This is a genomic window from Eisenibacter elegans DSM 3317 (genome assembly GCF_000430505.1).
GTDB classification, from domain to species: domain Bacteria; phylum Bacteroidota; class Bacteroidia; order Cytophagales; family Microscillaceae; genus Eisenibacter; species Eisenibacter elegans.
In genome coordinates this window covers 38,445-59,008 of record NZ_AUMD01000001.1, presented here as the reverse complement: position 1 = coordinate 59,008, position 20,564 = coordinate 38,445, and the positions used below count along the sequence as shown (strand labels likewise).

At 46.9% G+C, this 20,564-nt stretch carries 24 protein-coding genes; 17 read left to right on the top strand and 7 right to left on the bottom strand.

Features of this window, described 5'->3' with window-relative positions; genetic code table 11:
- The first annotated feature begins 266 nt into the window (after positions 1 to 266).
- Genes mutL through G499_RS20775 form a run of 4 tightly spaced genes read left to right on the top strand, consistent with a single transcriptional unit; the run spans position 267 to position 4,697 of the window.
- Positions 267 to 2,183 (top strand): DNA mismatch repair endonuclease MutL, encoded by a 1,917-nt coding sequence (mutL, locus tag G499_RS0100325; RefSeq protein WP_026998291.1) that lies wholly within the window; start codon positions 267 to 269, stop codon positions 2,181 to 2,183.
- Between the two features lie 18 nt (positions 2,184 to 2,201).
- Positions 2,202 to 2,996, top strand: coding sequence for a rhomboid family intramembrane serine protease (locus tag G499_RS0100320; protein ID WP_026998290.1), 795 nt, complete (start codon positions 2,202 to 2,204; stop codon positions 2,994 to 2,996).
- A 4-nt stretch (positions 2,997 to 3,000) separates the two neighbouring features.
- On the top strand, positions 3,001 to 3,924 hold the full coding sequence (locus G499_RS0100315; protein WP_026998289.1) for a rhomboid family intramembrane serine protease: 924 nt from the start codon (positions 3,001 to 3,003) through the stop codon (positions 3,922 to 3,924).
- 29 nt (positions 3,925 to 3,953) lie between these two features.
- Positions 3,954 to 4,697 (top strand): hypothetical protein, encoded by a 744-nt coding sequence (locus G499_RS20775; RefSeq protein WP_051295788.1) that lies wholly within the window; start codon positions 3,954 to 3,956, stop codon positions 4,695 to 4,697.
- Between the two features lie 312 nt (positions 4,698 to 5,009).
- Here the strand turns inward: G499_RS20775 and G499_RS0100305 are convergent, their stop codons facing one another.
- Positions 5,010 to 5,336, bottom strand: coding sequence for a type II toxin-antitoxin system PemK/MazF family toxin (locus G499_RS0100305; protein ID WP_035726127.1), 327 nt, complete (start codon positions 5,334 to 5,336; stop codon positions 5,010 to 5,012).
- Positions 5,337 to 5,338: 2 nt separating this feature from the next.
- Positions 5,339 to 5,575, bottom strand: a complete 237-nt coding sequence (locus tag G499_RS0100300) for an AbrB/MazE/SpoVT family DNA-binding domain-containing protein (protein WP_026998287.1) — start codon at positions 5,573 to 5,575, stop codon at positions 5,339 to 5,341.
- Between the two features lie 305 nt (positions 5,576 to 5,880).
- Here G499_RS0100300 and G499_RS0100290 point away from each other — a divergent pair, with 305 nt between their 5' ends.
- The 5 genes from G499_RS0100290 (at position 5,881) to G499_RS0100270 (ending at position 9,857) form a co-directional block, all read left to right on the top strand.
- Complete coding sequence (locus tag G499_RS0100290; protein WP_026998286.1) at positions 5,881 to 6,570, top strand: energy transducer TonB; 690 nt, start codon at positions 5,881 to 5,883, stop codon at positions 6,568 to 6,570.
- Positions 6,571 to 6,819: 249 nt separating this feature from the next.
- Entirely contained in the window at positions 6,820 to 7,824 is a 1,005-nt protein-coding gene (locus G499_RS0100285) for a serine hydrolase domain-containing protein (protein WP_026998285.1), read from the top strand.
- A gap of 81 nt (positions 7,825 to 7,905) precedes the next feature.
- Positions 7,906 to 8,775, top strand: coding sequence for a carbon-nitrogen hydrolase (locus tag G499_RS0100280; protein ID WP_026998284.1), 870 nt, complete (start codon positions 7,906 to 7,908; stop codon positions 8,773 to 8,775).
- Between the two features lie 225 nt (positions 8,776 to 9,000).
- On the top strand, positions 9,001 to 9,315 hold the full coding sequence (locus G499_RS0100275) for a hypothetical protein (protein WP_026998283.1): 315 nt from the start codon (positions 9,001 to 9,003) through the stop codon (positions 9,313 to 9,315).
- A gap of 122 nt (positions 9,316 to 9,437) precedes the next feature.
- A complete protein-coding gene (locus tag G499_RS0100270) occupies positions 9,438 to 9,857 on the top strand; it encodes a nuclear transport factor 2 family protein (protein ID WP_051295787.1) in 420 nt (139 codons plus the stop codon).
- A gap of 37 nt (positions 9,858 to 9,894) precedes the next feature.
- On the opposite strand, the gene G499_RS22200 is transcribed toward G499_RS0100270, so the two are convergent.
- The 4 genes from G499_RS22200 to G499_RS0100260 all read right to left on the bottom strand — a co-directional run bounded on the left by G499_RS22200 (position 9,895) and on the right by G499_RS0100260 (position 11,474).
- Positions 9,895 to 10,098 (bottom strand): M28 family peptidase, encoded by a 204-nt coding sequence (locus G499_RS22200; protein WP_154658258.1) that lies wholly within the window; start codon positions 10,096 to 10,098, stop codon positions 9,895 to 9,897.
- The gene (locus G499_RS22195) at positions 10,058 to 10,384 is read right to left on the bottom strand and encodes a zinc-binding metallopeptidase family protein (RefSeq protein ID WP_051295786.1); all 327 of its coding nucleotides are present in this window, start codon (positions 10,382 to 10,384) and stop codon (positions 10,058 to 10,060) included. The genes G499_RS22200 and G499_RS22195 overlap by 41 nt, the downstream gene beginning before the upstream one ends.
- A 66-nt stretch (positions 10,385 to 10,450) precedes the next feature.
- The gene (locus G499_RS22190; RefSeq protein ID WP_154658256.1) at positions 10,451 to 10,627 is read right to left on the bottom strand and encodes a hypothetical protein; all 177 of its coding nucleotides are present in this window, start codon (positions 10,625 to 10,627) and stop codon (positions 10,451 to 10,453) included.
- A gap of 91 nt (positions 10,628 to 10,718) precedes the next feature.
- Complete coding sequence (locus G499_RS0100260) at positions 10,719 to 11,474, bottom strand: TrmH family RNA methyltransferase (RefSeq protein ID WP_026998281.1); 756 nt, start codon at positions 11,472 to 11,474, stop codon at positions 10,719 to 10,721.
- Between the two features lie 33 nt (positions 11,475 to 11,507).
- On the opposite strand from G499_RS0100260, the gene tamL reads away from it, so the two are divergent.
- The 7 genes from tamL to G499_RS0100225 all read left to right on the top strand — a co-directional run bounded on the left by tamL (position 11,508) and on the right by G499_RS0100225 (position 17,961).
- Complete coding sequence (gene tamL / locus G499_RS0100255; protein WP_161627659.1) at positions 11,508 to 14,003, top strand: translocation and assembly module lipoprotein TamL; 2,496 nt, start codon at positions 11,508 to 11,510, stop codon at positions 14,001 to 14,003.
- Between the two features lie 60 nt (positions 14,004 to 14,063).
- Positions 14,064 to 14,456 (top strand): DUF1987 domain-containing protein, encoded by a 393-nt coding sequence (locus tag G499_RS0100250; protein ID WP_026998279.1) that lies wholly within the window; start codon positions 14,064 to 14,066, stop codon positions 14,454 to 14,456.
- Positions 14,457 to 14,591: 135 nt separating this feature from the next.
- Positions 14,592 to 15,491: an oxygen-dependent coproporphyrinogen oxidase gene (gene hemF, locus G499_RS0100245; RefSeq protein WP_035726142.1), complete on the top strand. Its 900-nt coding sequence runs from the start codon at positions 14,592 to 14,594 to the stop codon at positions 15,489 to 15,491.
- A gap of 481 nt (positions 15,492 to 15,972) precedes the next feature.
- Positions 15,973 to 16,473: a GAF domain-containing protein gene (locus G499_RS0100240; RefSeq protein ID WP_026998277.1), complete on the top strand. Its 501-nt coding sequence runs from the start codon at positions 15,973 to 15,975 to the stop codon at positions 16,471 to 16,473.
- Complete coding sequence (locus G499_RS0100235; RefSeq protein ID WP_026998276.1) at positions 16,460 to 16,807, top strand: PP2C family protein-serine/threonine phosphatase; 348 nt, start codon at positions 16,460 to 16,462, stop codon at positions 16,805 to 16,807. Before G499_RS0100240 ends, G499_RS0100235 begins: the two co-directional genes overlap by 14 nt.
- A gap of 66 nt (positions 16,808 to 16,873) precedes the next feature.
- The gene (locus G499_RS0100230; protein ID WP_026998275.1) at positions 16,874 to 17,266 is read left to right on the top strand and encodes a GAF domain-containing protein; all 393 of its coding nucleotides are present in this window, start codon (positions 16,874 to 16,876) and stop codon (positions 17,264 to 17,266) included.
- Positions 17,257 to 17,961 carry a PAS domain S-box protein gene (locus tag G499_RS0100225; RefSeq protein WP_026998274.1) on the top strand — a complete coding sequence of 235 codons (705 nt, stop codon included), beginning with the start codon at positions 17,257 to 17,259 and terminating at the stop codon, positions 17,959 to 17,961. The genes G499_RS0100230 and G499_RS0100225 overlap by 10 nt, the downstream gene beginning before the upstream one ends.
- Here the strand turns inward: G499_RS0100225 and G499_RS21610 are convergent.
- Complete coding sequence (locus tag G499_RS21610; RefSeq protein ID WP_154658255.1) at positions 17,955 to 18,119, bottom strand: hypothetical protein; 165 nt, start codon at positions 18,117 to 18,119, stop codon at positions 17,955 to 17,957. The two genes, G499_RS0100225 and G499_RS21610, sit on opposite strands and share 7 nt — an antisense overlap.
- 444 nt (positions 18,120 to 18,563) lie before the next feature.
- Between G499_RS21610 and hutU the strand changes: the two genes are divergently transcribed.
- The gene (hutU, locus tag G499_RS0100215) at positions 18,564 to 20,258 is read left to right on the top strand and encodes a urocanate hydratase (RefSeq protein WP_051295785.1); all 1,695 of its coding nucleotides are present in this window, start codon (positions 18,564 to 18,566) and stop codon (positions 20,256 to 20,258) included.
- The last annotated feature ends 306 nt before the right edge of the window (positions 20,259 to 20,564 follow it).

Here is a 20,564-nt window from a genome sequence, read left to right as displayed (position 1 = left end):
CCCTTGCCAGTATCGAACAACTAAGGCAAGAGATGAAAGCCCAAGGCCTGATCTAACAAACGATTGTTCGGATTGGGTTCAGGGCAAAACTCCACTACACACCAAAAGCTTTTATGGTCGAGTACAAGCAGTTTGGTGCTCGCTGTGATGGCTTTTGATTGGTGCTTCAGCCGTTTTCTGTTTCCAAACAAAAAGTAGTATCTTTGTAACAGCCCTTTTATCAAGTGGGGTTGTTTTTTATTGCTACGCCCCAAAGATTGTTTCTAATGGAAGATGTTATCCGCCTACTGCCCGATGCCATCGCTAACCAAATCGCCGCCGGGGAGGTCGTTCAACGGCCTGCCTCAGTAGTCAAGGAGTTGGTAGAGAACGCCATCGACGCACAAGCTACCCATATACAAGTAGTCATCAAAGATGCCGGCAAGTCCCTCATTCAAGTCATAGATGATGGTTTGGGAATGTCGGCAACTGATGCTCGCCTGAGCCTAGAACGCCATGCCACCTCTAAAATCCGTCAGGCGCAAGATTTATTCAACCTACGTACGATGGGCTTCAGAGGGGAAGCGCTTGCTTCTATCAGTGCCGTAGCCCAAGTAGAAATCCGCACACGCCGATCAGTAGACGACCTCGGGACGATTGTACGTGTGGATGGCGGTGCTTTCCAAGGACAACAACAAGAGGCTTGCCTCAGCGGCACAACAGTTACGGTCAAAAACCTGTTCTATAACATTCCAGCACGGCGTAACTTCCTCAAAGGCAACAGTGTGGAGATGCGCCATATCGTGGATGAGGTGCAACGTGTGGCACTGGCACACCCCGATATCCACTTCAGTCTCTACCACAACGACACAGAAATTTACGACCTTATAGGCGGCAAACTAAGCAGCCGCATCGTCGGCATATTTGGCAAAAGCTACCGCCAACAACTCATTCCTTGCGAAGAGGAAAGTCCACTCTTGCGCGTACAGGGCTATCTTGGCAAGCCCGAAAAAGCCAAGCGCACCCGTGGCGAGCAGTTCTTCTTTGTCAATCAGCGCTTTATCAAACACCCCTACCTCCACCATGCCGTAACAAGTGCCTTTGAGGGACTTATTCCTAAAGACAGCCACCCGTTTTATGTCTTATTTTTAGAGATTGACCCCACACACATCGATGTCAATGTACACCCCCAAAAAACCGAAATCAAGTTTGATGACGAACGCGGGGTCTATGCTGTGCTTCACTCGGCCTTGCGTAAGGCCCTGAGTGTACACCACGTTTCGCCTTCATTGGATTTTGATGTGAATGTCAACTTTGATGTGTTACCCAAGTTACATACAGGCTCCTATGCCCCTCAAGCATCTCAAAATAAGCATTTTGCTCAAACCTTCGGCTCAGGAGTCAATGCTCCTCGCCATCGCCTACCAACGCAAGAGGATGGCCCAAGAGCCAAGGTAGACTGGGCTAGGCTGTACCAAGATCTCGAAAAACAAGCCCTAGGCCAAGAACACGAAGGCTTGGCCTTATGGCCTAAAGACACACAGGCCTTGCCTAGCCTCGTCAACCAACTGAAACCAGAAAATCAACACAATCCCCCGCCCACAACAACAGCTGATTCAGATACAGCGCAGGGGCCTGTTTTTCTGCTCCAAAACCGCTATATCGTTTCGCCGCTCAAATCAGGGCTTTTGCTAGTTCAGGTGCAAGCCGCCCAAGAGCGCCTTTGGTATGACCAATATGCCAAACGCCGACAACAACCGGGCAGCGCGCCCTCACAACAGATTCTTTTTCCACAAGACCTTGTTTGTGGGATTCAAGATTATGCCTTGATTGAGGAAATACTACCCGAATTAGAAGCCCTAGGATTTGACTTACAGCTTTTTCCTCCACAGACTGTCCGGCTAAAGGGTATTCCGGCAGACTTACCCACCAACACCCAAGAGCAGGCCTTACTAGAAGGTCTTTTGAGTCAATATCAATACAACAAACACAGCCTGTCGCTCCCCCGACAAGAGGCTGTCCTCAAAGCGCTCGCACGTAAAACTGCCCTTTCCAACCAAACTCCACTCTCGGGCTTAGAAATGCAAGCCCTCATTGACCGGCTGTTTGCCTCTTCCAACCCCAACTTTGCCCCTGATGGTAGCCCGATTTTTGTGGTCTTGCCCTTGAGCAACATTGACGACTTTTTCAAACCAAGTTCCTAACTTCTGAGTTATCGCTATATGAACAACCAACTAACCCCTGTTGTACGTACCCTGTTGATATTGAATGTAGGTGTGTTTGCCCTGCAAATACTCCTCTCGTTTGATTTTGTAAAGCTTCTCGGTCTTCGCTATTTTTTTGCAGAAACATTTGCCCCTTATCAGTACCTATCTTATATGTTTGTACACGGGAGCTTGATGCACATCTTTGGCAATATGTTTGGGCTGTTCATCTTTGGCCCCCTGCTCGAACATGTGCTGGGCTCTCGCCGATTTCTGATGCTCTATTTCATCACTGGTATAGGCGCAGGCTTCATCAATTCAGGTATTGCCCACATAGAGTATAATAGGCAGGCAGAAATTATACAGGTATATCAGCGGAACCCTAGCCCAGAGGCTTTCGTACAATACATGACACAGTTCGAACCACATCTTTATCGCCACTCTACAACAATAGTTAGCTTTGCCAATGAGTTTACGGACAAGCCAAAAGACCCATACTACATTGCAGAGAGCCAGACTTTTATACAAAAAACATTCGAAGAGCGGCAAAATATCCCCATGGTGGGTGCTTCAGGAGCTGTATTTGGAATATTGGTTGCTTTTGCAATGATTTTCCCAAATTTGGAAATGATGTTACTCTTTTTACCAGTACCTATCAAAGCAAAGTACTTTGTACTTTTTTATGTGCTTCTAGAGTTGTATCTTGGGTTTGAATATGCGGCCTCAAGCAATGTAGCACATTTTGCACACGTAGGTGGGGCTTTGGTTGGCTTTATTCTAATAAAAATTTGGCAGATACCCCGAAAATACTAGGCTTATGATACTCGATGAATTTAAAAACGCCTTCCGGCGCAGCGATAACACCCTTATCCAACTGATACTTATCAATATCGTGATTTGGCTCGGGGTAAATATACTTAACGTAACGTTTACAGTGTTCTTCAACACCCAGGCATCAACACTGTTTTTCTATCACTTATTACATATTCCTGCACATATTCCTTCGCTCATCACACGCCCTTGGACACTGTTGACTTATGCCTTTATGCACGATGGTATTTGGCATATCTTATTTAATATGCTGTTTCTATACTGGTTTGGCAGACTGATTGCTGAATACTTGGGGCATCGCAGAATTTTGGCGCTTTATATCTTGGGCGCATTGGCAGGAAGCCTTTTTTATGTTGCACTTTATAACCTATTACCCATCTACCATCCTTATGTAGCTAAGTCTAATATGGTAGGCGCATCAGCGGCGGTTTATGCAGTGGTAGTGGGAGCAGCTACTTTTATGCCCAATCACGTATTCCATCTTTTCTTGTTAGGGCCGGTTCGTATTGTTTATATCGCTATTTTTTATGTAATTATGTCATACCTTGGTTTGTTAGGGGCTAATGCAGGAGGGAACATAGCCCACCTTGGAGGCGCGCTTTTGGGGTTTGTATATATCAAACAACTGCGCCAAGGGAACGATTGGGGGGCACCTGTTTATGCAGTGGCTAATTTTTTGGTACGTATACGAGGTTTCCATTTTGGTAAAAAACAAAACAGAGGCAAGGTACGTGTCAAACAAACTGTAACTGTAAAAACCAACAACGCCAAAGGAGCTCAACAACGAGAAGGTAGCCATGTGCCCGACCAAGCCGAGATAGACGCTATTCTGGATAAGATTTCGGTGTCAGGTTATGAAAGCCTCAGCAAGGAAGAAAAACAGAAGCTCTTCCGCGCCAGCCAACGCTAACTCATTGTCTCTAAGGCCTCTGCTCTATCGTGGAACATTACCCAATTCCCTATGCCATTTGTCGTGTTTGGCTTGAGGAAGTATTTGCCTCAACAGGCCTGCATTGGCAAATAAGCCCCTTGGGTGAATGGCAAATCACGGATGCTTCAGGGATGCTTTTGGCTACAATCACACCACCGCTACTATTCCAAAATCAAAACATCTTACATTGGGAGCACTTGCCCACCCATCCACCCAACACACTCATACTCTTGCTAGAAGCAGGGGGTACGGCAGGGCTAGCTTATTTGGAAGAAGGAGCGATGGTACAACACAAGATTATCCGCCGCTATACGGTGCGCAAAAAACAAGGTAAAGCACAACTCAATCACCTCAAAACCAGAGGCAAATCCAAGGCAGGGTCTCGTGTGCGCCTCGCCGAAACGATACTCTTCTTTGAAGACATCAACCAAAAGCTGCTGGAATGGGAAGTAGCTCCGCAAGCCTCCCAAATATGGTATAGTGCTACCCCTCCGGTATGGCATCGGCTGTTTCAGGCCAAAGCAGCACCTCCTTTTACGGTTCAAGACCCACGCTTGCACAAAATCCCTCTCGACCTGCCCACGCCTACGCTTGAAGTACTAGGCCAAGTAAGTGATTTTTTGCTACAAACCAAGCTCCAAATACATCGTCCACAGCACTTGCCTACCTTGTCGCTCTTGCATACTCCGGCATTGGTACAGCCGGGTTTTCAATTTGATGACTCTGATACAGAAGGTTTTGATGCAGACTAGGACAACTCTACGTTGCTGTATGGTTTTGAAAGCCTCTTGCTCCGAATCTGGAGTTATCTTTAGTGCTATTTCGTCGTCGGGCTGCTTCTCGGTAGTGTCCAGCGGTGTAGAATGTCTTTCCTCTAAACTTAGAATACTTAAAGTGCCTTTACCAGAAAAATGTTTGCGAAGGGCGGGATTTGATAGCACTTTCCTTGCCCTAAGCACAAAGTTTATAGAAAGCACAAAAGCCTAAATCACTCACATTAGCCCGCCTTTTGGCTTCGCCGGCTTTCAGTTCGCAAACATAATGTTGTGCCTTCGCTGTTTTTTTTAGTCCACATAAGCTTCTTTGATGATTGCCTTCACTTGTTCAATGATTTCGTCTTCTAAGTGTCCTATGGTTTTGGTTACTCGGCTCTTGTCTATGGTGCAAATTTGGTCTATCACTATCCAACTCTCCTGTCCTTCCAAATCAAAACTTACCCTTGTTGGATATTTTTTTGACTGCGAAGTTATGGGACAAACTACGACTGTTGCCAAGTGTTTGTTCATCTCGTTAGGGGAAACAATGAGGCAAGGTCTTTTTTTCTTGATTTCACTCCCCACTGTTGGGTCTAAATTGATAACAACAATTTCGTACTGCAAAAAAGTTATCATTTTTAGCACCAATTTTCGTCTTCAAACACGCTGTCAATAAACAATTTGTCGTCTCCGTTGCGGTGCATTTTGGCAAAGGCTTCTTCCCAATTCTTTCGGGGTTCGACAACTGGTTTGAGAATAATGTAATCATTCTCTAAAACAAGTTCTATCTTGTCGGTGATTTGGTACTTTTCTAAAAGGGTTTTACTTAGTCTAATCCCCTTTGAGTTACCTACTTGAATTACTGAAACCTGCATAGTCGTCAAATTTTTAATTTTATTGTAATTACAACGTAATTACATTGGTTTTAGTTTCAGTTTTTCGTTTTTTCCTTTGCAGTGAGGCACAACATATTGTTTTGAGGTACACAAGAAGTAGCTAAACATCAAGTCATAAGGCATTTGAAAGGCTTGCCAACTACGGATAAGCCTTTTGTTTTGTTTCACAAAATGCCCGAAAACATTGGCCTTTATCTTTTTTTGGTTATGTTTGTAATATCGTATGTACTCCGGAGTATATACAGGTGTTGTGTTATTTGTTCAATTAAAACACTTGCAAGTGTATGGAAGCAAAAAAGAACCCTAAGGTTGATGTGAATCTAAAAACCGGGATGTTTTTCAACATCGGTCTGATTATCTCACTCGCCATCACCTTGTTCGCCTTTGAATGGCGTACTTATGACGAGGTAGACTCTGGCAATCAAGAAGTTGTAGAAGCCCGCGAGGAATCTACGATGGAAGAGCCACCAATCACCGAGATGCCCCCTCCTCCAAAGCCTGTCATTCAAGACCCCGAAATCATCGAGGTGCCTGATGAAGAGGAGATTGAGGAGGAGATTGAAACCAAGTTTAGCCAAGTAGCCGAGCCTCTCAAAAAACAAGAGAAGGTTGAAATCAAGTTTGAAGCTCCTAAATTACAGGAAGAAAAAACAGATGAAGTCTTCGATATTGTAGAAGATCAGCCAGCACCAGATGGTGGTATGGAAGAGTTCTATAAGTATATCGGCAAGAAGATGAAATATCCTACCCAAGCCCGTCGTATGGGCATTGAGGGCAAGGTGTTCGTACAGTTTGTAGTCGATGTTGACGGCTCTCTCACTGACATCAAGGTAGTGAAGGGCATCGGCGGCGGCTGCGACGAAGAGGCTGTACGTGTACTAGAGGAGTACCCCAAAAAGTGGAATCCAGGTAAGCAACGTGGTCGTGCGGTAAAAGTACGTATGTCGCTGCCTATCGTCTTCAAATTGGGCTAAACCCCGATTTTAGGTTCAAAAACACATCACCACAACACAAAACCCTTGCTGCTCGCTGAGTAGTAAGGGTTTTTTGGTATATAGGCGCTAAACATTTGCCTGTCAGTAACGTTTTTCGTTCAATGTATCTTGCACTACAGGCAGCCCATCACCCCCCCAGTCCAATTTATGAAAAATAACATCTTTTTAGTACTTTGGTTTATAGGTTTTGTCTCACTAGCTTGTCAACCATCCCCTACTCCTACCCCAATGAAATATAATTTTGACGAACTAGACGCTTTTTTAGCACGCCCTGATGTAATACAAGCTTTTCAGGGCAAAGCCGTGGTATGGGTCAAAAAAGAAGGCGAGACCATCTATCAGCGCAATGTCGGCGGAATGCCCACAGAAGAGGTTATCTTGGTGGCCTCAGCTACCAAATGGGTGGCTGCAGCAGTACTACTGAGCTTGGCACAAGACCAAAGTATTGACCTTGACAAGAACATCGGGTATTATCTACCTGTTTTCGACAACTTTGGTAAAGGCGCACCCACCGTAAGGCAGTGCTTTCAGATACAGTCAGGATTTGAGGAGTGCTTGGGGCTGGAAACTACTTGTATTTTCAGAGACAATACCCGCACTTTAGCTCAGGTAGTGGAACGGATAGCTGCCGAAACACCCCTCGTATTCGAACCGGGCAGCACCATGAACTATGGCGGCGTGGGGATGCAAATCGCCGGCCGGGTAGCCGAAGTAGCCGGGGGAAGCTCGTGGGAGCAGCTCTTCCAACAACGCATTGCGCAACCCTGCAGGATGGCAGGGGCTACTTTTGGTCGGAGCAGTAACCCCGGCATCGGAGGTAATTTGCGTTGTAGCGCTACAGATTATATGAACTTCTTGGAGATGGTGCGCAACCAAGGGCTTTCGGGCACACAACGTGTCCTGAGCACAGAGATGGTTGAAACATTTTTCCGCCCGCAAACACCTCTACCCATTGCCTTTTCGCCACTCCCCCCTAATCCCCCATTGCACCCCTACAATGCCCGCAATGTTTATTATGGTTTCGGTACTTGGCAGGATGTGGTCAACCCTAATACCAACATAGTAGAGCAAATCAGCAGCCCGGGGGCTTTTGGTACTTATCCCTACATCGATCGGGTGCGTGGGCTTTCGGTGGTGATCTTTACACAAAGTGATCTGGCTGCTGTGCTGGCCAATGAACTGACTATCATTGACTTGATACGCAAGGCTATAGACCAAGGCAGCGCTGGTTAGGCTTGCAAGCTCAGTGGTTTTTGGCTATCTTTGTGGCAAAATTAGCCCAATCATCGACTTTTTGCCATCATTCATTTGCCCATGAAAGAAGTACAAGTAGGCCTGGCACAGGTAAGCTGCGTAGCAGACAAGGCCGCCAATATTGCCAAAGCTGAAGACAATATCCGCACCCTAGCTGCCAAAGGGGCGCAAATTATTTGTTTGCAAGAGCTGTTTTCGTCACTCTATTTTTGTGATGTAGAAGATTATGCCAATTTCCAACTGGCCGAAGCCATTCCCGGCCCTACGACGGATCGTTTCCAAGGCTTGGCCAAAGAACTAGACGTTGTGATTATTGCCTCGTTGTTTGAAAAGCGCGCCGAAGGCTTGTATCACAATACCACTGCCGTGATTGATGCCGACGGCAGCTATCTGGGCAAATATCGTAAAAATCATATCCCCGACGACCCGGGGTACTTTGAGAAATTTTATTTCACCCCCGGCGATACTGGCTACAAGGTCTTCGATACGCGCTTTGGTAAGCTAGGGGTGCTGATCTGCTGGGATCAGTGGTATCCAGAGGCAGCACGCATCACGGCCTTGATGGGTGCCGATATTTTGTTTTACCCAACCGCCATCGGCTGGGCACAGCACCAAGCCGCAGAGGTAAACCAAGACCAATACAACGCCTGGCAGACGATCCAGCGCAGCCACGCAGTAGCCAATGGCGTGCCGGTAGTGTCAGTAAACCGTACGGGGGTAGAAGGAGAAATGGTGTTCTGGGGCGGCTCGTTTGTGAGCAATGCTTTTGGGCGTATCCTCTACCAAGCCCCCCACGACCAAGAGGCGCTGCATGTACAGACCATCAGCCTCACCGAATCGGACTATTACCGCACACATTGGCCGTTTTATCGTGACCGACGCATCGAAACTTATCAGCCTATCCTCAAACGCTATCTGGGAGAGGAATAAGGCTTGGGGGGCTGTCTGGGCATGTGCTTGCATGCGTAAGTGGCTTAACCATTCGAGCACGAGAGCACGAAGAATGCAAGCATAGCTCAAAGCCAAGTAGCGTCCTTGGAGCTCAGGGACTACAGGTGATGACCCCGGCCCGAAGGGCAAGCCCCAAACAATAAAAAAGAAAGTGCCTATTTTGGATAGCTAAGTGATTTAGAAAAACAATCAAATCAAGAGAATATGCTCAACATTGCAGTTGTATGTATCAATGACCAAGGGCGACCTAATGAGATTCCGGTGTCGCGATGGGTCAAAAAAGGAGAAACCTACCACATCGTACAGATTGACAAGCTCAACGCCCAAGGGGGGATTATGGGCTGTAAGCTGGCCGAAATCAATAACGACGACCTTGCGCCATACCAATACTTCCGACTTGACCGCTTTGCTGTACCCATAACAGAGGAGATGCTCGAAGAAGCGCTGGAGGAGATAGACATCAGCGAGCTTACCGAAGTGCTGGAGCCTAAGGAGGTCGAAATAGAGATTGAGCGATAAATACCCCTGCCCGAAAGCCAACGCGGTTTTCGGGCAAATCTGGTAAATGTTGTACGAACTCATCGCTCAGTCTGTAAATCAGGTTGACTAGCGTTTTTCAAACCAAATATAAACCACTACTAATGAAGCACTTATCCTTACTCTTGCTGTGGATGTTTTTTATACTGCCCACCATTGCACAGGCTCAACAAAACACCCTGCCCCCACAGGAAATAGCCGAGCGGCAGCTGGTGGCCTACAACAACCGTGATATCGAAGCTTTTGCAGCGCTTTTTGCAGAAGATGCGGTATTGTATACGCTAGGCGTTGACAAGCCCATTGCCCAAGGCAAGACCGAGGTCTATGAACTGTACAAGCGGTTGTTTGAAAATTCTCCCAACTTGTATTGCAAGGTCGTAAACCGTAGCATATTAGGCAACAAAGTACTTGATTACGAACAGGTTACAGGCAGAGCAGGTACCGAAGATCAAGTAATGGAAATCATCGCCATCTATGAGATTGAAGGCGACCTTATCAAACGCTGCTATTTTGTGCGGAAATAACAGTGGATGTTTTAGGCCTCTAAACCATTGATATACATCAAAAGCCCTTCGCGATGACTGCTGCCATACGCTCAAAGTCGAGGGTGTCAATGGTATCAGTCGCTTGGTGGTAGTTGGGATTGCGTAAGAAAGAGGTATCTGTAATCATTATTGCAGGATAACCAGCCTGCCAGTAGTTGTAATGATTGGAGCGGATAATGTCATTTAAGGAAGGCTGTTGGCGCACACAATACCTGAACATCTGCCTCGTTCTGGCCACGCATAGCGCTTTGCATTTTTGCAACAAGTTGGGCTTCTTCTACTCGTCCAACAAGACAGATAAAGTTGCCTATATCAGGATAGTGTTGTGCTAGCTCGGGCATTGGAAACTTCTGAGAATTAGGCTCATCAGGAAAATACCCAATCATTTCCAGACAAATCATCAACACCAGCTCTACCCCTTGTGCTTTGAGCGTTTGTGCATGTACAGCGCTTCCCATTTGATTGGTATAGAAAAAAGAAGGCTCTTCGAGGGTGTACTCAACCAATTCTATTTGATATGGCAGCAGCGGTTTGTGTTCTTTGTAGGTACTGAGCGATGGCCAACATTCCAGCTACAGCACTGGCATTATGTCTGCGCCTTCTCGTTCTCCATCTACATCATAGTGCGCCCCTATGACGATGCGTTTGGTACTTGTTACTCCATAATAAGCCAAGACATTTTTGTAAGTATCGTCTCTTGCTGTGAGAAAGCTAATGTGTTGATAAAGTCTGTCTTTTAGGTTTTTCATTTTGAAAAAGGTTTTGTTGTTTGTGATGCTCAGTCAAAATCAGTTTGGGCAATGTATTGGCTCAAGATCAACTTCACGCACCTTTGGTATGTCATCCACCAAAGTCCCGCAGCCAGTTGTCGCAGAGCACTGCGGTGGCAATGGCGACGTTGAGAGACTCAGAGAGGCCATACCGGGGGATATGTAGGGAGTGTTGTACATACTGAAGTAGTTCGGGCTGTACGCCGTGGCCTTCGTTGCCCATCAGGAGTAGACCACCTTGGGGGCTGAAGTTGAACTGGTGTACGTTTTTCCCTTCTAACATAGCCGCATAAATGGGCAAGGATTGTTGGGCTATAAATTCTTGTAAATCAGTGTAGTATACAGGCATTCGAAGGAGTGCGCCCATCGAGGCCATCACTACTTTGGGGTTATATACATCTACTGTACCGATAGAGCAAACGATGCCTTGGAGGCCATACCAATCAGCAATGCGCAAGATAGTTCCTAAGTTGCCCGGGTCTTGGATGTCATCTAAGATAAGCCACCGCCCTTGGGTAGGGTTACCCAAATCAGGCCACACAAACCAAGGCACAACAGCCAAGCCGGCCTGGTTGTTGGTCAATGTGCCAGCTTTGGCCAAGTCATCAGCAGTAGTAAGTATGTATGAAGCCGCCCTCTGTTGAATGAGTGTGGCATATTTTTCATAAAATAACTCCGTACAGTACAAGGTTTCGACCGGCCAGCGTGTGTCTGTGAGCAATTCGACCAAACTTTTTTCACCTTCTACCAAAAAGGCTTGGTGTAGTTTACGATACTTTTTAATTTGCAATGCTTTGATATACTTCTGCTGTGCTTTGGTTATCATCTATTTGTTTGGATACTACTCATCAATTTTGCGGTGAAATATAGGCATATTTTAGAAAATCGCTTCCGTTGGCTGTCGGTTTTGTGTGGCCTGAGCTTAGGCTTGGGCAGTTGTATTAGTACTAAGACCTGGAAAGAGGGCAGTTATATGTTTGTCAAAGAAGAGTTTAAGGGCAACAAAACTGTTTCTAGCTATGATTTGTACGAGCTATCACGTCAGAAGCCCAATGCTACTATCCTAATTACCAAACCTTATGTTTGGCTCTATCAGATTGGCGAACGCTTCTACAACCAAGAAAAGGCCAATAGCAATTATGATAATGCTAAGAGCAAATACAGCGCCCTTATCAGCGAAGCCGAACAAAAGGAGCAGCCTAAAAAAGTATTGCGGCTCGAAAAGAAGCAAGACCGTAAACTGGCGCGCCTAGAAGCCGCCAAAGAAAAAGGCAATATGTTGATGCGCATTATGGGAGAACCGCCAGTGTTTTATGACCGTGCGGCGGCAGAGGCCACCCGTGAGTCTGTAGGCGCATATTTGCGCACCAAGGGCTTTTTTGACAATACTGTCCGACTCGAAGAACATCCCAACGAACGCAAACAACGGATGGCCATCACATTTCAGGTTCAAGAAAATGAACGCAGGTATCTCCGTGATATTCAGTACAATACTTTTGGCGATACGGCCTTAGACTCCTTGTTGAAAGCCCATAGCCAAAGCGCCAAACTCAAGCCCGGGCAGCCCTATGACGAAAGTAACTTTAGCACTGAACGCGTGCGCATAGAACAAGAAATGCGCAACAATGGATATTTTAACTTTTCAAGACAATACATCCTTTTCAAGCTCGATACCACTGTTACAGACAGCCTAGACAAGCGCAAACTCATTGATGTAACGGTTTTGATCAACCCAATAGCCCCTAAGGTTTATCACAAAATACATTATATTTCTGATATCCGATTTTATTCTAATGACCCACGCCGCCGCCGCCGCTCCGAGCGCCGTGTAGAATATTACCCCGAACGCGACAGCCTCCATCAGGTCAGTTATACTTATGAAAGCGAGCAGATTTATTACTCTCCCAAGGTACTGAGTACCAGGATAAAAACTCAGCCCGGAGACCGCTACAGCCAAGACCGTATCTCACAGACACAGCGGGCAATGGCCAACTTGGACATGTTCAAGTTCGTGAATATGAGCTTTGACACCACAGCCACACGCTTTGCAGTAAATATTTTTACCAATCCATTGCAGAAGTTTAACTTCAGTGCCGAAACAGGGATGAATATTACACAAGGCGCACGTGTGCCTGCTCCTTTTGTCAATTTCAGTATCCGTGATAGAAACCTTTTTCAGGGGTGTGAGATTTTGGAGGCCAAAGTACAATACAGCCTAGATGCGCAAGCAGGCTTCAGCCAACAGCAAGACGCAGGTCTGCTCTATACCAGCCAAGAGTTTAATGTTACGACATCGCTCATCTTTCCACAAGTGCTCTTTCCCTCACGGCTGAGGTTTCAGTTCAACCGCTTCAACCCTCAAACACGACTCTCCCTTGGGGTCAATTATACTCAACGCCCCGAGTATACCCGCTCCGGGGTTCAGACTTCTATCAACTACTTGGGAACCCTGCGGCAATCTACCTTCCAGCTGACCTTGGTAGAGCTAAACGTAGTCAATACCTTGAGTATCAGCAGGGATTTTGACTTGCTCCTGCGCAACCTAGAACGCCAAGGCAACCCTATCCGCCAAAGCTTTGACCGCGCCTTTGTATCCAGCACTTATTTCACCTATACCTACAACGAAGAAGGCAAAGAAGGCGTGAAGCACCCTCGCTATTTGCGTACCTTGGTGGAGCTAGGGGGAAATATTCCGCACCTACTCAGCAATGCTACAGGCGCAGAGCCGGGGCAATTGTTTAACCTCAAGTACTTCCAATTTTGGCGCTTGACCCTCACCGGACATTACCGCCACAGCTACCCCAACAAAAAAGCACTGGCCTTCAGAGTACACAGCGGTATTGCTGCGCCCTTCAATACTTCCAATACGCTTCCGTATGAAAAGTTCTTCTTTGGTGGGGGCTCCAACAGCCTTCGCGCCTGGCAACCAAGACGCTTGGGCCCGGGCTCTTATGCTCAGTTTGATGAGCGGGGGCGCTTGAGCTATACCAACGAACAACCCGGCGAAATTATCTTAGAAGCCAACATAGAGTACCGCTTCCCGATGTTTAGCTTCATACACGGTGCTTTTTTCGTAGATGCAGGTAATACTTGGATGATAAGCCCTGACCCTACGCGCCCGGGAGCCAACTTTGAGGTGAATCGCTTTTATGAAGAAATAGCCATCGGAACTGGTTTTGGTTTACGATTTGACTTCTCTTTTCTTATCCTACGTTTCGATGCCGGCCTGAAAGTCTACAACCCTGGCCTGCCCGCCCGCGATGCGCTGCGTTGGAGTATCCTCGATTTTGATTGGAGAAGCCCCTTTAGCAACAACCAACTACTACTTAACATCGGGATTGGCTATCCGTTTTGATATTTTTTGTATTTTTGTCACACATCTTACTTATCTGCTCTGTGGACAACCTAGCGTTTTATGGAGAATATCATCATCGCAGCCAACAAACGTACGCCCGCCGTCTCTTTTGAGTTTACCAAGGGCGAATTGAGTATTACGGGGCGCTCTATTCCTGAGGATGCTTTTGCGTTTTACAGTCAGTTGCTGCTGTGGCTCGAAAACTACACCCATCAGCACACAGCGCCTCAAACTACCATCACCATCAGCCTCGACTATTACAATACCAGCTCCAGTATGTACTTGCTCAATATGCTCAAAATACTTGATGAGTTAGCAGCCAAAGGACATCCTGTTTTGCTGAAATGGTATTTTTATGAAGAAGACGTAGAGGGTTGGGTAGAGACATTTGAAGAATCTCTCATCCCGATGCTCAAGCACGTACAATCAGAGCTGATTCATTTCAAGGAGTAGCTTTTCCGATAACACTACAAAATCCCTAACTCCTATGCTATACCAAGATTTGCTGGATATCTGGATTTGATTTCCTTGCTTCTCCAAGATTTTCAGCACATCTATTTCCCCAAACTAATTTTCATTGAGTATACTATGTTGGATAAAGACACCATCAGCGCCGAATTCAAAACCCTCCAAGACAATATTTGCCAAGCCCTTGAGGCTGCCGACGGTAGTGGCAAATTTGTCGAAGACCAATGGCAGCGCGAAGGCGGCGGCGGCGGGCGCTCCCGTGTGTTACAAGACGGCTCCGTGCTCGAAAAAGGCGGTGTAGGTTTTTCGGCTGTATATGGCAACACGCCCGAGGCCCTACAACAGAAAATGGGCTTCCCCCAAGGGGAGTTTTTTGCTACTGGAGTCTCTATCGTGATGCATCCCCACAACCCACACGTGCCCATCATCCATATGAATGTCCGCTATTTTGAGTTGAGCAATGGCACATTTTGGTTTGGAGGTGGCATAGACCTCACCCCACACTACATCGTGCCCGAACAAGCTGCCTACTTCCACCAACAACTCAAACAAGTGTGTGATAAACACAATCCTGCCTACTACCCTGAGTTCAAGGCCTGGGCCGACCGCTACTTCTACCTCCCCCACCGCCAAGAAACACGCGGTATAGGGGGTATCTTCTTTGACCGCCTCAAACCAGAAGGTCGACGTGATAAAACCGCCCTACACACATTTGTAATGAATGTAGGCCGCGCCTTTGCCCCGATATACACCCACCTCATAGCCCTCAATAAAGATAAGCCCTATACCGAGGCTCAAAAGGAATGGCAGTTGCTCCGTCGTGGGCGCTACGTAGAGTTCAACTTGGTGTGGGACCAAGGCACCAAGTTTGGGCTCGAAACCGGCGGGCGTACCGAGTCTATCCTGATGAGCCTCCCCCAACACGCCTCTTGGCGTTACAACCACCAAGTCCAGGCCGATAGCCCCGAAGCCCAAACACTAGCCCAGCTCAAACAAGGCATTGACTGGTTTAGTATCTAAAAACCCAAGGAGCTTTGTATACCTCACCCAACTTGGTTAGGGAATCGAATCTTGGTATAGAATACCCAAATCATCACCACAGAAGCCACCCAATCTCTCGAGGTGGCTTTTTGGTGTGCCTACAGAGAAAGTTAGTCTAAGGATTTTCAGTACACACATTTCCCAAACCATTTTTGGAAAAGCAACTCGGAGCTGGAGCTCCGAGACAACCTGAGACCTCGTTTTGGGGGACAATGAGACTTAACCCATAGCTTTAACTATGGAGTTTGAAAAATATCCATTGGCGTGTGTCCCAAACCATTTTTGGTTGGGTACAAATATGGCACAAGGCTTGTAGCTTAAATAAAAAGTGGAAATATTGGTTTTGTACAAACGTTTTATTCATCATTTCGTTTAACAACAGTATAATCAATGAATCAGGCTGATATTTGCCTGATTTCTCCACTACATTATCTACTACACCTAAAGCGCCTGATATTAAATGCTTCCTACTATTTCTGACGAGCAGATTGCTTGGTTAGCACAGCAAAAAGTGGCACTTAACCAAGTTCTGCACGATTTTTTCAATACAGATACCCCTGCTTTTTGTAAGGCAGTGCTTTATCATTTGGCTGAAAACCTACAAAGCATACAGGCCTTGATGTATTATTACGAAGCAAATGACAATGTACTCTATCCGGTGGCGGCCTACGCCCAAACACTCCCTACCACCCCATTACAAATAGGGCAGGGTTTACTCGGCCAAGTAGCCGAAACACAAGTACTCAAACATTTTAGAGACATTCCTGCCAAGCACGCCATTGTGCCATTCAATACACTTGATATATACCTGAGCCAAACGATTGCGCTACCTATTGTCAATCGTGGGCAGATCAAAGCCGTAATGCAGTTTGACTTTGTGCTTCCTCCGCCTCAGGCCGGCCTTGATAGATGGGGTACAAGTGGTGTTTTCGGGAGCCAAAATAGATTTGTTGGTCTGTGAGATATTCCCCGAAGAGCGTGGACATACCCTGCGAGAGTACCGAGGCGATCGGCAATCTATCGGAGGGCTGAGCTTAGACAAGGAACTGGTCTTTACCCAAACACAATTTTGCCTCAAACCCGGAGACCAACTTTACATTGCTACCGACGGGGTAAGCGATATCTGTAACCCTCAGCACAAAACTTTTGGCAAAAATCGCCTCAAAGACCTCATCCGTACTGTGGCCAATTATACTTTCAACCAACAAAAGTATAACATCGAACGGGTCTTGAGCAATTTCCAAAGCACTGCCGAACAACGAGACGACGTAACACTGGTCGGCTTGAAAATATAAAGCCTTGCTAAAAATACATAAACAAAAAACATAACTTATTATACAAACTCTATATCTCACAAACCTATGAGTACCTCCAAACAAACCTACACACAAGATGCCTTTGAAAAACTCCGCGCAGAGTTTGAGCAAAAAGAAAAAGCGATGCAAGAACGCATCTGGCTCGATTCTAATGTAGCTAAATTTGATGAGGTGATTCGCCTCAACTACTCACAAGACACACAGAGCTTTGCCAAGGCCATCACTAACTATACCGCAGAAACCACAGAAGCACTTAGCGCGGTTTTCTATCACCTCGACAGCGCAACCACCCTGCTCAAACCTTTGGCCAGCTATGCGATGCTGATAGAAGATTTGCCCCAAAAGCAAGTTACTCTTGGACAAGGGCTGGTGGGGCAGGCTGCCGAAACAGGCAAGGTGATTTTTTTGAGCAAATACCGGCGCAAAATGTGTTCATAAAAACCAGCGGAGCAGCACAAATCAGCGCAGCAAGTCTGTTGGTATTGCCACTCTCATTCAATGAACGCGTCTATGGAGTGATGGAGGTGATTTATGTACAAAAACTAGAAAAACAGTATCTCGAACTACTCAAAGTAGCCTCCCGAAATATTGCTACAGCACTTGAAAGCATCTACAACAATACCCGCACCAAGGCGCTCTTAGAAGAATCTTATCGACAAACAGAAATGTTACGCTCGGCAGAGGAAGAGCTACGTCAAAACCTTGAGGAACTCCAAGCAACACAAGAGATGGTAGAGTCCAAACAACAAGAAGTAGAAGAGATTGTAACACGCTATGAGCAGATATTGGAGGGTTGTGTAGACTGTGTAATCAGTATCAGTCAAGAAGGGATTATTGATTTCTTCAATCAAGCTGCTGAACGCCTTTGGGGGTACGACCGCAATGAGGTAATGGGCAAGAATGTCAAAACACTGATGCCTCAAGAACATAGCCACAACCACGATCAATACCTACACAACTATATGACCACACACGTTCCCCAGGTTATCGGAAAGGGTCGTAAGGTGGAGGCCTTAACCAAAAGCGGGGAACTAGTCCCCATTTTTCTTACATTGAGCGAAGCCCGCCTCAAAGACGGGCAACATGTCTTCACGGCTTTCATCAAAGATTTGCGCTATATGCAAATTCAATAATTCGCCGGATTGTTGGGTAGGCTGATACTCGGCGTTTGTTGGTGCACAACCTCCAACAAACCCTGAGTATTTTTTTGTGCCTTTTGCAAATCATCGAGCGTACGGCGCAAGTTGTCTAAGAGCGCCTGATTGTTGTGCTTTTGTACTTGATTTTTCATAATTCAGACATTTTTGGCGACATTGTATCTTGTTTCTGAATGGTTTTTGTAAAAAAAGCTTGTTAGCTTTGTCTTACCATAAACTACCACATAGTGATGGAATTGAGGCCTAAAAGCACCTCAACTTTTGGCGTTGTACGTCAATCGCCCCCTAATATTTGGGGGATGACCAATGTTTTGGGGGATGAACAATGTTTAGTAACAAAACATCTGTTTGGGTAAATTGATTGCACAATTTGGGGCTTCCGTAAATTTGGCGCAAATCTTTAGTGATAGGTTTGCCAACTTATCACTAAGGAGATTTTCGATGACTCGAGCGCTAAAATCACAGAATAATCCACAATTTTATACTTTTTACTCGAAAACACCAATTGCATGAAACATTATTTTTCAAAAATAGCCTAACACCAACTTTTATACATATACCAACTAAACACAGATGCTATGAATACTCCTACTTCGAGTGCTACAGCGCTCCAAACATTTATGGAAACCTATGCAGCGCACCCGCACTACAAAGCCCCTACTGGCAATCAACTGCACGCCCGCTCTTGGGCAACAGAGGCTGTTTTGAGGATGTTGCTCAATAACTTGGACGGTGAAGTAGCCGAAAATCCCGACGCGCTGGTTGTCTACGGGGGGATAGGCCAGGCAGCCCGCAGCCGCGAGTCGCTCCAAAAAATCATCGAAATCCTTCTGACTCTCGACGATGAGCACTCGCTCCTCGTACAATCGGGCAAGCCTGTGGGCATTGTGCGTACCCACCCCCAGGCTCCGCGAGTGTTGATAGCCAATAGCAACCTTGTACCACAGTGGGCTACTTGGGATCATTTCAACAAGCTTCGCGCCGAAGGGCTGATGATGTATGGGCAGATGACTGCCGGCAGCTGGATTTATATCGGCACACAAGGGATTTTGCAAGGCACTTATGAGACCTTTGTTGCCTGTGGACAACAACACTTTCAAAGCGACTTGCGCGGCAAACTACTGGTTACGGGTGGTTTGGGTGGAATGGGTGGCGCTCAGCCGCTCGCCGCCACTATGGCAGGTGCTACCTTCTTGGGCGTAGACATAGACCCGACACGCATCCAAAAGCGGCTCGATACCCGCTATCTCGATAAGATGACCGACAACTACGACGAGGCCATCCGATGGGTAACAGAGGCTAAAGCCCAAGGTCAAAATATCTCGGTGGGCTTGGTAGGTGACATTGGCGATGTGCTTCGCCAAATGTTGGCCGACGGCCTTACGCCCGATATCTTGACCGACCAGACCTCAGCCCACGACCCACTCAACGGCTATGTCCCCCACGGCCTCAGCCTGAGTCAAGCTCAAGCCCTCCGCCAACAAGACCCTGCCACTTACCAACAACGCGCCATCGAGAGTATGGCACGCCACGTAGAGGCGATGTTGGAAATGCAACGACGCGGTGCGATTGTCTTTGACTATGGCAACAATTTGCGCGAATTTGCTCGGCAAGGCGGCGTAAGTGATGCCTTCAACTTCCCCGGATTTACCCCTGCCTATATCCGCCCTCTATTTTGCGAAGGCAAGGGACCCTTTCGCTGGGTGGCGCTCTCCGGTGATCCCGAAGACATCTACACCACTGACCAAGCGCTGATGGAGGCTTTCCCCCAAGACCAAGCCCTACACCGATGGTTGCGCCAAGCCCAAGAAAAGGTGGCTTTCCAAGGCTTGCCCGCACGCATCTGCTGGCTTGGGATGGGCGAACGCGAAAAGGCAGGGCTTATTTTCAATGAGTTGGTACGCAGTGGCAAGGTCAAGGCGCCGATTGTTATCGGGCGCGACCACCTCGACTGTGGCTCTGTAGCCTCGCCCAACCGCGAAACTGAAGCAATGCTAGACGGCTCCGACGCAGTGTCGGACTGGCCACTGCTCAACTTGATGGCCAATACCGCCGGCGGCGCTACTTGGGTCTCTTTTCACCATGGCGGCGGCGTAGGAATGGGCTTTTCTCAACACGCCGGAATGGTGGTGGTGGCCGATGGTAGCGAACGTGCTGATCAATGCCTGCGGCGCGTACTCCATAATGATCCTGCCATGGGCATCTTCAGACACTCCGACGCGGGATACCCCGATGCCCAAGCCAATGCCCAAAAATTTGGACTGGATTTGTAAAATCACCGCCGGCTCCTCTGTTGTTTAATCATTCAAAAATACCCTTAGCGTTAGGTTTGCTAATGCTAAGGGTTTTATGGCGAAAATAAAAATTATGGAAGAATCAACATAGGGGTACAGCTCGGAAATCTTCATAGCAATAAATTTTCCCACGCCACTGGACATTTTTGAAAAAGTAGCCCTGAGCTCCACCTACAAGACAAACTGAGGCCTCATTTTGGGGTAAAATGAGATTTAGCCCACAGCTTTAACTATGGGATGTGAAAAATGTCCAATGGCGTACCAAGATTCACAAGATTTGATTTT